This window comes from Streptomyces sp. NPDC091377 (assembly GCF_044757045.1).
Lineage (GTDB): Bacteria > Actinomycetota > Actinomycetes > Streptomycetales > Streptomycetaceae > Streptomyces.
Genome location: NZ_JBIVUE010000003.1, coordinates 171,533 through 186,518, shown reverse-complemented (window position 1 = coordinate 186,518; position 14,986 = coordinate 171,533). Strand labels below are relative to the sequence as shown.

Sequence of the window (14,986 nt, the reverse complement as noted above, 5' to 3'; positions counted from 1 at the left end):
CACCCGCGGTGGACGGGGCGTCTCCGAGCCAACACCGCACGGTGCGGCGGGCCTTGCCGGCAGGCGGGGGTCAGGGCCGCGACCGGCGGCCCCACAGGGGCGGATCCCGCCCGGTGACCTCGTCCGAAGACGTTCGGAACAGGACATTGACAACCGTCGAGGGCCGCGAATACGTTCGGGCCGATCCGGTCGATGGGCAACAAATCGATCGGAGGGAGCACGCTCACGGCGCTCCACGGAGACCGTTGCATGCCGACCAGGCATGCGACGAGCTGGCCGGCAACCGAAGCACACAGCCAGCGGAGGTCTCACGCAATGAAGGTTGTCATCCATCGAACCCACGGCGGTCCGGACGTGCTCCAGGTCGCCGACGTCCCCCTACCCGAACCAGGACCGCACGAGGTACTCGTCCGTGTCGCGGCCTGCGGCCTCAACCACCTCGACGTGCTCCAACGCCGCGGACCCGCGCTGATCCCCGGCTTCACACTGCCCCACGTGGGCGGTATGGACATCGCGGGCACGATCGCCGCGGTCGGCCCGACGGACGACCGGCGGGCGGGCAGCGCGACCGCCCTCGCCGAGGGCACCCGCGTCGTCGTGAATCCGGCCGTGCCGTGCGACCGCTGTGAGAACTGCGCCGCCGGAGCCGACGGCGGATGCCCGAACGCGGGTGTCATCGGCGCCACCCGGGCCGGCGGCTACGCCGAGTACGTCGTCGTCCCGGCCGCCAATGTGCACCCTGTGCCGGACCATGTCGACCTGGTCGACGCGGCCGTCGTGCCGACGGTGTGGATGACCGCCTGGCACGCGCTCATCGAGATCGGCAAGGTCCGCCTCGGCGAGACGGCGCTGATCCACGCGGCCGGCAGCGGCGTCAGCACCGCGCTGATCCAGCTCGCCAAGGCCGCCGGTGCCCGGGTGATCACCACGGTCGGCTCGGACGCGAAGACCGAGTACGCCCGCGCCCTGGGCGCCGACATCGTCGTCAACTCCACCACCGGCGACGTCGTGAAGACCGTACGCGAGGTCACCGGCGGGCGCGGCGTCGACCTCGTGCTCGATCATGTCGGCCCCGCCACCTGGAACACCGGCATCCACAGCCTCGCGCCGCGCGGCCGGCTGGTGTTCCTCGGCAACACGACGGGCAACCGGGCCGAGTTCGACCTGGTGTACGCCTACCATTTCGGCCTGCAACTGCTCGGCTCGGACCCGTACGACCGTCGGGAGTTCGCCACGATGCTGGACGCCTACTGGGCCTCACCGTTCCGCACCCCCATCGACAGCGAGTTCCCGCTGGCCGAGGCCGCGGCGGCACAGGAGCGGATGGAGTCGCGGCAGGCCACGGGCAAGATCGTGCTGCGCCCGTGAACACGGCGAGCGCCACCCCGGTCGGCCCGGCGCCGGTGTGGGACGTGATCAACGGCTTCACGTCCTACTGGGCGCTCTCGGCCGCGCTCGACCTGGGGCTGTTCGACGCCCTGGCGGAGGAGGCCGGTTGCGGGGCCGGGCTGGACGCCGGGCAACTGGCGGCGGCGGTCGGTGCCGCCGGGCCGGGCCCGGTGACGGTGCTGGCCGAGACCCTCGTGGCGCTCGACCTGCTCGACGCCGTCGGGGACCGCTTCCGGCTCACGCCCGTGGCCGAGCGCTACCTCGTGTCGACGGCGCCCGCCTCGATGGCCGCGCTCGTACGGTACTCGCCGGGGCCGCCAGCCGCCTGGCCCGGCCTCGCCGACACCGTCCGCACCGGCGGCCCCGAACCGTCCGTGACGGCGGACCTGAACGCGCTGTACCCGGCGCTGGTGGGCGCGACCGGCCCGACCCAGGCGGGCGTGGCGACCGCTGTCGCCGCCGAGTTGGAGCGCCGCGGATGGTGGCCGAAGCAGCCGACCGTCGTCGACCTCGGCTGCGGCTCGGGGGCCTGGGCCACCGCGCTGTTGCACGCCCGGCCGGACGGCACAGTGATCGCCGTCGACCGGCCGGATGTGCTGCCCCTCGCCGAACGGGCGGCCGGGGACGCCGGTCTGGGTGACCGGGTGGTCCCGGTCGCCGGGGACTATCTTGACGCCGTTCTCCCGGTGGCCTCGGCCGATGTCGTCGTCCTGGCCCATGTGCTGCGGGCCGAACCGGCCGACCGGGCCCGGCGGTTGCTCACCCGCGCGATCGAGCTGGCCGGTGCGCGCGGGGTCGTCGTGGTGGCCGACTACTGGCGCCCCGACCCGCCCCCCGACCCGCCCCCCGCCCGGCGCCACGACGTGAGCGCCCGCGAGGACGACGGCCGCGCGGAGGACGAGGACCGCGGCGCCCTGTGCCGCGCCGCCCGCCACGAACTGCTCCTGTCACTGACGATGCTGGCCTCGACCGCGGGGCTCGGGGTCACGGCCGCGGAACTGCGCGCGTGGGCCGAGGCCGCCGGAGCCGAGGTGGTCGGCTCGTTCGAGCCGGTGCCGCGCCAGCACGTCCGCCTCATCCGTTCCCGTACTCCGGAGGCCCTCTCGTGAACCCCGCGAACTCCACGGCACCCGCCGACACCCTGATCGTGAACACCCTCGTCGTGACGGTGGACGACTCCCGCCGGGTGATCAGCGACGGCGCCGTCGCCATCCGGGACGACCTGATCGTGGCCGTCGGCAAGACCGCCGACGTCACCGCCCGATGGCACAGCGACACCGTCATCGACGGCCGGCGGTTCGTCGTCACCCCGGGGCTGATCAACACACATGTGCACATCACCGGCGAGCCGCTCACCCGTGGCTTCGTCCCGGACGACACCCCGTTCCTGGAGAACGTCTTCGAGTGGCTCACTCCGATCCACACCCACTACACCGAGGAGGACGAGCACATCTCCGCCCAGCTCGCGGCACTGGAGATGCTCAAGAGCGGGACGACCACCTTCCTGGAGGCGGGGACGATCCGGTTCATCGACCCGGTCGTGGAGGCCCTCACCGAGATCGGCATCCGCGCCCGTGTCGGACCGTGGGCGTGGGACCTCGTACCGGAGCCGGCCGTGCTGCGCATGTCCACCGCCCAGGCGATCGCGCGCCTGCGCGACACGATGGAGCGATACGCCTCCGTCGCCGACGGCCGGGTCCGGGCCTGGCCGATCATCATCGGCCACACCTGTTGCAGCGACGAGCTGTGGCGGGCCGCGAAGGCGCTGTCGGTCGAGTACGGCACCGGGTTCAGCTTCCACATGTCACCGGCCGCGATGGACCCCGAGGGCTTCCTCGCGACCCACGGGCAACGGCCCATGGTGCACCTCGACAAGCTCGGTGTGCTGGGCCGGAACGTGATCCTGACCCACGCCGTCCATGTCGACGACGAGGAGGTGGCCCTGCTCGCCCGCACCGGCACGAGCGTGTCGCACTGCCCCACCACCGCGCTCAAGGTGTCCTACGGGGTGACCCAGATCGGCAAGTTCCCCGAGATGGTGGCCGCGGGCGTCAACGTGGCCATCGGCACCGACGGCAACAACGCCTCGAACTACCACGACCTGATGCGCGCGACGTACCTGGTCGCCGGACTGTTCAAGGACGCCCGGCGCGATGCCACGGTCTTCCCGGCCGAGGACGCCTTCGCGATGGCGACCCGGGGCGGCGCCCGCGGCCTCCAGGCCGAGCACGAGATCGGCTCGATCGAGACGGGCAAGAAGGCCGACCTGGTCCTGCACGACACCCACCGGCCGGAGTGGCGGCCCCTGCACAACGTGGCCAACCAGCTCGTCTGGTCGGCCGACGGACGGGGGGTGCACACCGTGTTCGTCGACGGGCGGCGCGTCGTGGACAACTACCGTTGCACGACCATCGACGAGGACGACCTGCTGCGCCGCGCCCAGACGGCCGGCGAGGGCATCGTGGCCCGCTCCGGGCTGCCCGACCGCGCCAAGTGGCCCACCGTCTGACCGCCCCGCCGCGCGTGACGGCCGGGCCGACCGGAGCGCTCAGGACCGCCGGCCGAACCGACGATGAAGACCACGAAGCGGACCACTAAGCAGACCGACGACACATACCGACGACGAAAACCGGCGACGAAAGCCGACGCAGAGAACCGACCCAGAAATCCGACCCAGAATCCAACACAGATCCGACGCGGATCCAACACAGATCCGACGCAGATCCGACGCACGAGGAGAGCCGAACCATGGCAGAACTGACCGAACCCCGCTGGACCCATGTCGCCATCCCGGTCAGCGACCTGGACCGATCGATCGCGTTCTACGAGCACATCACCCCGTTGGTGCTGGTCACCAAGAACGAGGACAGCAACGGACGCGGCGCCTGGCTGTCGAACAAGGGCCAGGTCGACTCGGCGTTCGTCCTCGTCCTGGCCGAGTTCATCCCCGAGGTGGGGGCCCGCTTCGGCATCGAGCCGGGCAAGAAGATCCCGACGCTGGCACCGTTCGCGCACATCGGCATCGAACTGCCCCACCGCGAGGACGTCGACGCCGTCGCGGCCAAGGCACGCGAGATGGGCAACCTGCGGTGGGAGCCGATGGACATGGCCGCCCACATCGGGTACATCTGCGCCGTCAACGACCCCGACGGCAACACCATCGAGTTCTCGCACAACCAGAAGGTGTTCTCGACCATCCAGGAGCTGTGGGGCTGAACCACCGGCAGGCAAGCAGGCAGACCAGCAGGCAGACGAGAGTGCCCGGCCGCCGCAGTGGCGCCGGGCACTCGGCGTCAGACCGGTCGACCCCGGGACATCGCCCTCAGGCCGGCGGGTTGACCTCAGGCCAGTTGGCGCCGTACCTCGCCGCTGTCCCAGTAGTCCGTGCGGCGGGTGACGAGCCCGTCCGCGACGGTGAACACGAAGACCCCCCGGATCCGTACGGGGCGGTCGCCCGCCGAGCGCATCCGGAACGTCATGACGTACGGCACCGCGGCCGAGTCGCCGTCCACAAGGACCCGCTCGGGCACGTACCGCAGGTCCGCGAAGTCCTGGAGGAACGCGGGCAGGGCCGCGCGGTACTCGGCGCGGCCCCTTCGGCTGTGTCCCGTCGCGGAGGTGTGTTCATTGACGAAGTCCTCGGCCACACAGGCCGCCACGGCGTCGGCGTCGTGCGCGTTCAGCGCCGCCAGGTACGCCTCGACCGCGGCACGGGTCTCGTTCACGCTGGACCTCCTCGTGGTGATCAGGTCGAGCCGCGTTGGAAGGGCCGGCCCAGCGCGGCGGGTTCCCGGTGCTGGGTGGCGAACAGCAGCATGGCGAGGAGTGCCAGCAGGTACGGCGCCGCGACGAGCAGTTGGGCGTTGAGGGTGACTCCGAGCGCGGGGAGCGCCAGGCGCATCGCGTCGGAGAGGCCGAACACCAGACAGCCGACCAGGGTACGGCCGAGCCGCCACGCCCCGAAGATCACCGCGGCGATGACGATGTAGCCGCGTCCCGCGGTCATGTTCTGGTTGAACGATCCGACCTCGCCGACCGCGAGGTAGGCGCCGCCCAGTCCGGCCAGCGCGCCGCACCACAGCAGGGCCTGACGGCGTCGTACGTCGACCTTGATACCGGTGACGTCGGCGGCCTGCGGGTTCTCCCCCACCGCCCGTAGCTCCAGGCCCCAGCGGCTGCGCTCCACCAGCCACCAGGTGAGCGGTACCAGCAGGATCAGGAGGTAGGCGGGCCAGCGTCCGGAGAACAGCGCCGGGCCGATCAGCGGGAGGTCCCTCAGCAGCGGGATCGACAGCACCCCGACCTGGTGTCCGGTGAACTGCCGGGTGGTGATCAGGTAGCTCGTGAGCCCGAGGACCAGGGCGTTGAGCACGAGGCCGACGACGAAGGTGTTGATCCGCGCCCGGTGGGAGAGGTTGCCGTGCGCGAAGCCGATGACGAGGCCGGTCACGACACCGGCCACCAGGCCGGCGGTGGCGCTGCCGGTCGCGCCGGCGGTGGCGATCGAGGTGAACGCGGCGCCGAGCATCATCGCCTCGACGGAGATGTTCATCGCTCCGGCGCGCTGGGCCAGGTACTCACCGCAGGCGGCGAACGCGAGCGGCACGGTCAACCGGACACCGCTCGCCAGGATGGTCGTGGTGTTGTCCAGAACGCTCACACTGCCGCCTTCAGCTGGGTCGTGACAACGGGCGGGGCGGACGGCGTCGACGGTGCGGCACCGCGCCGTCCGCGGAAGCGGCCGACGAGAAGGGGCGGCGCCACGAACGCGAGGACGAGCAACGCCTTGACGATGTCGACGAGGTAGTAGGGCACCCCGGTGGCCGAGAGGAAGTCGCCGCCCGCGCGCAGCGCGGCGAACGCGAAGGCCACCGGGATCGCCACGAGGGGTTGGTTGCGTGCGACGAGCGCGACGAGCAGGCCGTCCCAGCCGACATTGTCGGACAGTCCCGCCTGGAGCCGGTTGGGGCTGACCGGGCTGGCCAGCAGCAGCCCTCCCGCCAGCCCCGCGAAGGCCCCCGACAGTGCCAGGGTGAGACCGCCGAGGGCGGCCACCCGGACACCGGTGTGCTGGGCCGTCAGCGGATTCAGTCCGACCATGCGCACGCGGAAGCCCCAGCGGCTGCGGCTCAGGACGAGCGCGACGCCGACGGCCGCGAGGAGCGCGAGGAACAGCCCCGCGTTCACCTGGAGCGCCGGGTACTGTCCGAGGCCGCCGAGCAGGGCGTTGGCGGGCAGGGGGTTGGACTGGGCGTCGGCGATGCCCGAGGAGCCCTGCGCGCTCTCCTGGAGCCACGGGGTGCTGACCGCGAAGGTGACCAGCTGGAGGGCGAGGAAGGTCATCAGCAGGGTGCTCACGACGACGTTGACGCCGCGGAAGCGGTGCATCAGCGCGCTGAGCGCGGCCCAGAGGCCACCGCCGACGGCCGCGGCCACCATCACCACGACCACCAGCATCGGGCCGGGCAGCGCCAGCCGCAGCCCCACCCACGCGCCGAACAGGCCGCCGATGAGGACCTGCCCCTCCTGTCCGATGTTGAAGGTGCCGGCGGACGCGCAGAGGGTCGCGCCGACCGCCACCAGCAGCAGCGGCGCCGCGTTGAGCAGCGTCGTCGTCCATCCGGTGGTGTTGGCCAGGCTCCCCGTCCAGATCGCGGAGAGCGAGGCGCCCGGCGAGGCTCCGGTGAGGGTGAGCAGCAGCGCCGACGCGCCCAGGGCGACGGCGACGAGGACGACGGTGAAGCCCGCGGTCAGCCAGCCGTCGCGCCCCGGCCGCAGCCGCATCAGGAAGCGCCGGCCGAGGTCGTCCGCCTCCCTCGACGTGGGGCGACTCATGCGGCCTCACCGCCCACCAGCATGCCGAGCCGCTCAGGGGTCGCCTCGGAGACGGGAAGTGCTCCGGTGATCCGCCCCGAGGAGATCACTGCGATCCAGGATGCAAGGGCCATGACTTCCTCAAGTTCGGTGGAGATGAGCAGCACGCCGACGCCTTCGGCCGCCGCCCCGCGCAGCCGGGCGTACATGTCCTCGATGGCGCCGACGTCCAGCCCGTGGGTGGGCTGCGCGGCCACCAGGACGCGGGTGCGGCCGGAGAGTTCCCGGGCGAGGACCACCCGCTGCTGGTTGCCGCCGGAAAGGCTGCGCACCGGCGCGTCCAGGGACGGGGTGACGATGTTGAACTCGTCCGCGAGGCGACGGGCCCGGGCGAGCATGGCGCGGCGCCGCAGCAGGAACCGGCCGCTGACCTCGTCCAGCGACTTCATCGTGAGGTTCTCGGCGACGCTCATGTCGAGGACGACACCGCTGTGGTGCCGGTCCTCGGGCACGATGCCGAGCCCCGCCTTCGACAGCGCGCCGGGCCGGGTCACGTCGACCCGGTCCCCGTCGACCTCGATGGTGCCGTCGGCCGGTGCGACCAGCCCGGCGAGGACATCGCCGAGGGTCGCCTGGCCGTTGCCCTCGACGCCGTAGAGGGCGACGATCTCGCCCGCGCCCACGGTCAGATCGAGGTCATGGAGCGTGGTGACGCCGCCTTGTACGACGGTGAGTCCGGCCAGGCGCAGGACGGGCCGGCGCCGGTCCTGTGCCCCGCCGTCGTCGGTGTGCGCGGACTGTACGGGGAGCAGGCCGAGGGCCGCGGCTTCCTCGCCCAGCGACACCTCACGGCCCACCATCTTCCGGGCGAGCAGTTGCGGTGTGGTCTCGGCCGTGACGGCGCGGAAGGCGACACGGCCCTTGCGCAGGACGGTCACCCGGTCCGTCGCCTGGGCGATCTCGGCGAGTTTGTGGCTGATGAGGATGACGGCGCGGCCCTCCTCCTGCACCACCCGGCCGAGCACGGCGAACAGTTCCTGCGACTCGGCCTGGGTCAGCACCGACGTGGGTTCGTCCAGGATCAGGATCTGCGGGTCGCGCCGCAGGCACTTGACCACCTCGACCCGCTGGCGCTCACCGGCCGAGAGCGTGTCGACGCGCGCCTCGGGGTCGATGGGCAGCGCGTACCGGGCGCAGACCTCGGCGATACCGGCGCAGACGGCCTGCTTGTTCACCTTGCCGGTGTCGCCGAGCGCCACGTTCTCCCACACGGTGAGCCCGTTGATGAGGCTGAAGTGCTGATGCACCATGCCGATACCCAGTTCGGCGGCTTCCTGCGGGCTGTCCAGCGCGACCTCCTCGCCGCGCACCAGGGCGGTGCCGGCGTCGCGTCGGACCAGTCCGAGCAGGACCTTCATGAGGCTGGACTTGCCCGCCCCGTTCTCGCCCAGGAGCCCATGGATCTCGCCCGCGTCGACCCGGAGGTCCACGGCGTCGCAGGCCATGACGGATCCGTAGGACTTCGTGATGCCACGCAGTTCGAGGATCGGAACCGCTGAGGTCGTCGATGTCATCGCTGATCTTCCTCGTGGAGGGGGGCGCGGGCGCGTCAGCCGAGGCGCTCGACCTCGGCCGCCGGGTCGATCTCCTTGCTGCCGATCTTCTTGATGAACTCCGCGAGCTGCGCGGCCTCGTCACCCTGGGCGTCGCAGATCTTGACCGTGGGGTAGGGGTCGACGCCCAGGTGCCACACGCGGGTCGTGCCCATCTTCAGGTTGTCCTTGGCGAACTCCTCCAGCGCGGCACGGAAGTAGTCACCCGGGCTGAACAGGACGGAGATGTCGAACTTCGGGCTGGTGGAGGCGCAGCGGTCGGTGCCGGGGGTGAGGGTGAGCGCGCCGCTGGCGTTCGCGAGCTTCGCCGAGGCGTCGGTGGCGCCGCCGAGGTAGGGGTAGATGACCTTGGCGCCCTGGCTGATCTGGGCCTGGGTGGCCTCCTTGGCCTTCGCCGAGTCGTTGAAGTCACCGGTGTAGGTGGTCGTCAGGGTGGCCTTCGGCACCACCTCGCGGATCCCGGCCAGGAAGGCCGTGGAGGCGGCGACGCTGAAGTCGGCCTTCATACCGGTGATGAACCCGGCCTTGGTGTCACCGGCCGCCTTCATCTTCAGGCCCGCGGCGTAACCGGCGACGAGCATGGACTGGTTGGGGTCGTCGGTGGACAGCAGGATCTTCGGGGTCTGGTCGATGTTGCCCTGCATCGGCACGTACCAGGCGGACTTGCCGCAGACCGGCTCCTCCGAGGCGGGTATGGCGGTCTTGAGTTCACTGGCGCCGATCGCGACCATGTCGACCTGCTGCTGGCACAGCGCGCGGGCCGCGGTGAGCGCGTCGCTCGGCGGTACGCTGCCGCGCTTGATGACCGTCCAGCCCTGCTCCTTCGCGAAGGCGTCCGCCGAGTCGACGAAGCTCTGGTAGTAGCCGTGGTCGTTGATGTCGCCGGGGCTGAGGACCCCGATGACGACCTTTCCGTCGCCGTTGACGTCGGGCTGTCCCGCGCCGGAGTCGCTGCCGCCGCTCGCCTCGGGGGTGGTCTTGGGCGCCGTCGCCTCGTTGCTGGCGCAGCCGGACAGCGCGAGGGCTCCCGCGAGGGCGAGGCCGACCGCGGCCCCACGACGCCAGAGCATGCTGTGAGAGGTCATGTGCGTGCTTCCATTCGCTGGGTGGCACCGCCCCGGGAGGCGGTCGTGGCGGCGGGGGGTGGTGGTTCGGTCGGTGGGTCCGACGCATGGGGTGAGCGGGGCACGGGGAGCGCGCCGGTGGTGGGGAGGTGACGTGACCGGGGTCGCCGGTGGTGCCGCCGGTGCTCTCCGCGGGACCGCCCTGTGGTGGCGGTCGGCGGGGTACGGGGTGGTGCGGCGCGGGGTCGGGCCGTGGGTCGGGGCGAGGGGCGGGACGAGGGTGACGGTCAGCGCGATCGGCTGCGAGGGCAGCGGTCGCGACGGTCGGGGAGGTCGGGGAGGTCGCGATGACCGTGGTGGTCGCGGGGGCGACCGGGCCCGTCTGCGCCGTGGTGAAGGTCCCGGTACGTCGACGGCGTCCACCGGTGTGTCCCCCTCACCGGTCGGCCACCCGCTCCATGGGCCAGGTCGGGCGGGGCGTGATGCCGGCGCGCCGCAGGAGAGCGGCGGAGCGGTCGGCGGCGGCCTCGGCGACGGCCTCCAGATCGACGCCGGTCGGCCGCCGGTCGCGGACGACCACACGGCCGTCGACCAGTACGTCGCGGACGGTACGCGAGACATGGCCCCATACGAGCTGGCGGGCCAGATCGCCGCGGGGCGTCCAGGCGGGGTCGCGGGTGTCGAGCACGACGAGGTCGGCCGCCTTGCCCACCTCCAGGGAGCCGATCCGGTCGCCGAGCCCGATCGCCTCGGCGCCGTCGACCGTCGCGAGCGCGAACGCCTGCTCGGCGCGGATCGGTTCGGGCAGATCACGGTCGCGTTCCAGACCGGCGAAGAGGTAGGCGGCCAGGAGGAGGTCCGGGGCGTCGCCGGCGTTGTGCGCGTCGCAGCCCAACGCCACCCGGCCGCCCCGCCGCACCAGTTCGGCGTGGCGCGAGGCCCGGGTGTACCCCTGACCGAGACGCAGGTAGGCCCCCGGGCAGGCGGCGACCGCGGTACCGGTCTCCAGGATCGCGTCGACCTCCGCGTCGTCGAGCCATACGGCGTGCCCCAGCAGCAGGCGCGGACCGAGCACCCCCAACTCACGGAAGTGGACCACCGGTCGACGCGCGCAGCGCAGGGCGTACGCCTCGACGTCGGCAGGTCCCGGCGAGATGTGCCAGGTCAGTCCGGTGTCCAGGCGTTCGGCCAGGTGCGCGGCCCCGGTGAGGAGTTCGTCGCCGGCGAGGTCGTGGCCGACGAGCGTCACCCACCCGGTGACCGGCCCGGTGGTGGGCAGGGACCGGACGATGTCCTCCTGCCGGGCGAGCACCTCGTGCGCGGGCGCGCCGAACGGGACGTCCTTGGCGTCCCAGCCCCAGCCGCCGACCCGGGCGCGGACACCCGCGGCGCCGAGTCCTTCGGCGACCCGTTCGGGGTAGGCCACCGTGCCCGGCTCCAGCACGGTGGTGATGCCCCGGGACAGACACTCGACGGCCGTGATGGTCGCGGCCAGTTCGTCGTCGTCACCGTCGGCGTGGGCGTGCAGCGGGACGATCCAGTCGAAGATCGACTCCTGTCCGCCGATGTGGTCCGGGATCACACTGCGCACCAGGGGGTCCACGGTGGTGTGCTGGTGGGCGTCGATCAGGCCCGGGATGACGACACAGCCCGACGCGTCCAGCTCCCGTGCCCCCGGGAAACGGGCACGCAGGTCCTGGGCCGTGCCGAGCGCGGCGATGCTGTCGCCCGACACGGCGACGGTCGTACCGGTGAGGACGCGTCGGGCGGGGTCCATCGTGACGACATCGCCGCCGACGATCAGCAGATCGGTCATGGCTGGTTCACCACCTTTCCGAGGGTGTCGCGGGCCGTCGCGGGGACGGGCACTTCCCGTGGGGGGTGGTGCCGCCGATGATGCGGGGACTGGACTTCGGTTCCGGGACATCGTGCGGGAACTCGGCCTCGGGCCCGCCCCGATCGGTCTGCACCATGACACGCACCGCGCAGCCTCCTCACCCTCACCCGTCTCGCATTGCGAGGCGGTGGAACGTATTGTGAGGTACTCTGCCCCTGCCGTCGGGTGCTGTCAACGCTCCTGCACCACGTCTTCGCGGCATCGGTGTTTCGCCTGTTGACAGGGGTGACGGGGCTGACAGAACAGGTGGAGGCCGTACGGGGCGAGGCACCGCCGGGCGGCTCGACCCAGGGACGCCGGAGGCCCGACTCATGGGCTCTGGAGGCGCGGGGGGCCGGAGCGCGGGGGGCCGGAAGCGCGGTTGCCGGAGTGCGGGGTGCCGGAGTGCAGGGTGCCGGAAGCGCGGTTGCCGGAAGCGCGAGGCGCCGGAGACCCGCCGGCGTGTCCGCTCTCAGCGGTCCAGCAGCCGGATGGCCACACCCTTCTCCTGGGTGTACTCGCGCAGGGCCGCGTACCCGCCGCCCCGGCTGAAGCCGCTGTCCTTCTGCATGTTGAACGGGAAGCCGATCACTCCGGCGTCGTGGAACTGGTTGACGGCGACCTGACCGGAGCGGACGTCCTTCGCCAGGCGCAGCGCCCGGGAGATGTCGTTGGTCCAGACGCAGGCCAACAGGCCGAAGTCCGTGGCGTTCATCTGCTCGGTCGCCTCGGCCGTGCCGCGGAACGACTGCACGGCGAGAACCGGCCCGAAGACCTCCTCGCGGGCGAGGCGCATGTCCGCGTCCACCCGGTCGAACACGGTGGGCCGTACGAACCATCCATCGTCGGCGGCCGTGCCACCGGTGACCAGTCGGGCGCCGTCACGCGGCGCGTCCTCCAGGAAGCCGCCGACACGGTCGAACTGCGCGGCACTGACCAGCGGTCCCATGTCCAGGTCGGCGTCCCAGGGCCCGGTCCTGACCGCGGCCATCGCGGCGGCGACCCGCTCCACCACCTCGTCGTGCACGGAGGCTTCCACGAGCAGCCGCGAACCGGCGTAGCAGTTCTGCCCCGCGTTCTCGGTGATGGAGGTGACGATCGCGGGGATCGCGATATCGAGGTCGGCGTCGGCGAAGAGCACGTTCGGTGATTTCCCGCCGAGTTCCAGCTTCACCGGGACGAGGTTCCGCGCCGCCGCCGCCATGATGGCGCGGCCCGTGGCGGTGGAGCCGACGAAGCTGATGTGGTCGACGTCCGGATGCGAGGTGAGGGCGACGCCCGCCTCGGGGCCGAGCCCCGCCACCACATTGACGACCCCCGGCGGGAAGCCCGCGCGACGGGCGAGTTCGGCGAGCGCGAACGGGGCGAGCGGCGCGATCTCGGACGGCTTGAGGACGACCGTGTTGCCCGCGGCCAGCGCCGGCGCGACGTTCGCCGCGGTGAGCACGGCCGGGACGTTCCACGGAATGACGACCGCGCAGACGCCGTACGGCTCGGGAACCGTGTAGCCCAGGTAGTCGGGGCTACGGGTCGGCAGGGTGACACCGGTGAGCTTGTCGGCCGCGCCGGCGAAGTACTCGATGATGCCGTGGGCGATGTAGATGTTCGTACGGCCCCCCGACAGCGGCTTGCCCACGTCCCGTGCCTCGACGGCCGCCAGCGCCTCGGCCTCGGCGATGATCAGGTCCGCCCAGCGTCGGAGCAGCGCCCCGCGCTCGCTCGGATCGGTGGCCGCCCAGTCGGGGAAGGCGCGGCGCGCTGCGGCGACCGCGTCGTCCACATCGGCGCCGTCCGCCCGGGCCACCTCGGTGATGACCTGCCGGGTGGCCGGGTCGAGGACGTCCAGCGTGCCGCGGTCACGGGCCGCGACCCACGCGCCGTCGATGAAGTGCCGGGAGGGAGGGAAGTCAACAGCCGCCATGGGGGGAACATTGACCGACCCTGTCACGCATGTCAATATGCAGTCTCGCTTTGTGAGGCACCGAGGAGGCCCTGTGCGCGCCACCGCCGCTCTGCTGGAACAGGCCGGACAGCCGTTCGTCCTGACCGAGGTGGACCTGGACGACCCCCGTCCGGACGAGGTGCTCGTCCGCGTCGCCGCCGTCGGCGTCTGCGGGACCGACCTGGAGTTCGCCGGCTTCTTCCCGACGCCCGCGCTGCTCGGGCACGAAGGGGCGGGCGTGGTGGAGAAGGTCGGCGCGCACGTCACCTCCGTACGCCCCGGCGACCATGTCGCCCTGTCCTTCACCTCCTGCGGCACCTGCTCCCTGTGCCGCACGGGCTCCCCCGCCTACTGCCGCGGCTTCGACGCGGTCAACTTCTCCGGCCGCCGCCCCGACGGCACCACCGCGGTGACCCACGGCGGGCGGGACGTCAACGCCCACTTCCTCGGCCAGTCGTCGTTCGCCGACCATGTCGTCGCGCCGGAGCGGGCGGTCGTCAGGATCGACCCCGCGTGGGATCTGCTGCGGGCCGGGCCCTTCGGCTGCGGCTTCCAGACCGGAGCGGGCGGGGTGCTCAATGTGCTCCAGCCGCGCCCCGGCTCCTCGATCGCCGTCTTCGGGGCGGGGGCGGTCGGCACGGCCTCCGTCATCGCCGCCTCGCTGAGCGGCTGCAAGGTCGTCGCGGCCGTCGACGTGAACCCGGCCAAGCTCGACGCGGCCCGCGGTTTCGGAGCCACCCACTGCGTCGACCCCTCGGCCGGGGAGACCGCCGGGCAACTGGCCGCCCTGGTCCCCGAGGGGTTCGACTTCGTGATCGACACGACCGGGCGCGCAGACGTGCTGCGCACCGCGGTGGAGGCGCTCGGGCCGCTCGGCCGCGCCGGTGTCATCGGGGTGGGACCCAGTGAATCGATGAGTTTCGAGTGGCGCAGCATCCTCAACGGGCGCACGGTCACCGGCATCGTCGCCGGGTCCAGCCTCCCCCAGGTGTTCCTGCCGTATCTGCTCGAACTCAACGCCGAGGGCCGGTTCCCGGTCGAGAAGATGATCACCTACTTCCCGTTCGAGCAGATCAACGAGGCCGTCGCCGCGGTCCGGTCCGGCTCGGTCGGCAAGGCCGTACTGACCTTCTGAGCCGCGCGGAGCCGCGGACGGCGTGCATGGCGTCGTACGGCGTCGCCCACGAGACGTTGTCAGGCTCATCGGCACGGCTTAGGGTGACCGACACCGATGAGGCTGCTGACATCCGGTGGCGCGGCCGGACAACACCGCGCACTGTTCCGAGCA

12 protein-coding genes are annotated in these 14,986 nt (G+C 72.0%); 5 read left to right on the top strand and 7 right to left on the bottom strand.

Translation table 11 applies throughout. The features are described 5' to 3' along the window. Positions 1-315 precede the first annotated feature (315 nt). The 4 genes from ACIQNG_RS08550 to ACIQNG_RS08535 all read left to right on the top strand — a co-directional run bounded on the left by ACIQNG_RS08550 (position 316) and on the right by ACIQNG_RS08535 (position 4,605). Positions 316-1,368: a zinc-binding dehydrogenase gene (locus tag ACIQNG_RS08550; protein ID WP_401483344.1), complete on the top strand. Its 1,053-nt coding sequence runs from the start codon at positions 316-318 to the stop codon at positions 1,366-1,368. Further along, positions 1,365-2,498, top strand: coding sequence for a methyltransferase (locus tag ACIQNG_RS08545; protein ID WP_401483342.1), 1,134 nt, complete (start codon positions 1,365-1,367; stop codon positions 2,496-2,498). The genes ACIQNG_RS08550 and ACIQNG_RS08545 overlap by 4 nt, the downstream gene beginning before the upstream one ends. Next, positions 2,495-3,898 (top strand): amidohydrolase family protein, encoded by a 1,404-nt coding sequence (locus ACIQNG_RS08540; RefSeq protein ID WP_401483340.1) that lies wholly within the window; start codon positions 2,495-2,497, stop codon positions 3,896-3,898. The genes ACIQNG_RS08545 and ACIQNG_RS08540 overlap by 4 nt, the downstream gene beginning before the upstream one ends. Before the next feature lie 239 nt (positions 3,899-4,137). Beyond that, on the top strand, positions 4,138-4,605 hold the full coding sequence (locus tag ACIQNG_RS08535) for a VOC family protein (protein ID WP_401424341.1): 468 nt from the start codon (positions 4,138-4,140) through the stop codon (positions 4,603-4,605). A gap of 125 nt (positions 4,606-4,730) precedes the next feature. Here ACIQNG_RS08535 and ACIQNG_RS08530 read toward each other — a convergent pair whose 3' ends face one another. The 7 genes from ACIQNG_RS08530 to ACIQNG_RS08500 all read right to left on the bottom strand — a co-directional run bounded on the left by ACIQNG_RS08530 (position 4,731) and on the right by ACIQNG_RS08500 (position 13,677). Then, positions 4,731-5,114: a nuclear transport factor 2 family protein gene (locus tag ACIQNG_RS08530; RefSeq protein ID WP_401483337.1), complete on the bottom strand. Its 384-nt coding sequence runs from the start codon at positions 5,112-5,114 to the stop codon at positions 4,731-4,733. 20 nt (positions 5,115-5,134) lie between these two features. After that, on the bottom strand, positions 5,135-6,049 hold the full coding sequence (locus ACIQNG_RS08525; RefSeq protein ID WP_401424343.1) for an ABC transporter permease: 915 nt from the start codon (positions 6,047-6,049) through the stop codon (positions 5,135-5,137). Next, complete coding sequence (locus ACIQNG_RS08520; protein ID WP_401483335.1) at positions 6,046-7,224, bottom strand: ABC transporter permease; 1,179 nt, start codon at positions 7,222-7,224, stop codon at positions 6,046-6,048. Before ACIQNG_RS08520 ends, ACIQNG_RS08525 begins: the two co-directional genes overlap by 4 nt. Then, a complete protein-coding gene (locus tag ACIQNG_RS08515) occupies positions 7,221-8,777 on the bottom strand; it encodes an ABC transporter ATP-binding protein (RefSeq protein ID WP_401424345.1) in 1,557 nt (518 codons plus the stop codon). Before ACIQNG_RS08515 ends, ACIQNG_RS08520 begins: the two co-directional genes overlap by 4 nt. A gap of 35 nt (positions 8,778-8,812) precedes the next feature. Then, on the bottom strand, positions 8,813-9,901 hold the full coding sequence (locus tag ACIQNG_RS08510; RefSeq protein WP_401483332.1) for a BMP family ABC transporter substrate-binding protein: 1,089 nt from the start codon (positions 9,899-9,901) through the stop codon (positions 8,813-8,815). A gap of 415 nt (positions 9,902-10,316) precedes the next feature. After that, positions 10,317-11,696 carry an amidohydrolase family protein gene (locus ACIQNG_RS08505; protein ID WP_401483330.1) on the bottom strand — a complete coding sequence of 460 codons (1,380 nt, stop codon included), beginning with the start codon at positions 11,694-11,696 and terminating at the stop codon, positions 10,317-10,319. A 532-nt stretch (positions 11,697-12,228) separates the two neighbouring features. Beyond that, complete coding sequence (locus ACIQNG_RS08500; RefSeq protein ID WP_401483328.1) at positions 12,229-13,677, bottom strand: aldehyde dehydrogenase family protein; 1,449 nt, start codon at positions 13,675-13,677, stop codon at positions 12,229-12,231. A 73-nt stretch (positions 13,678-13,750) separates the two neighbouring features. Here ACIQNG_RS08500 and ACIQNG_RS08495 point away from each other — a divergent pair, with 73 nt between their 5' ends. Next, complete coding sequence (locus ACIQNG_RS08495) at positions 13,751-14,833, top strand: NAD(P)-dependent alcohol dehydrogenase (protein ID WP_401483326.1); 1,083 nt, start codon at positions 13,751-13,753, stop codon at positions 14,831-14,833. Positions 14,834-14,986: the final 153 nt, after the last annotated feature.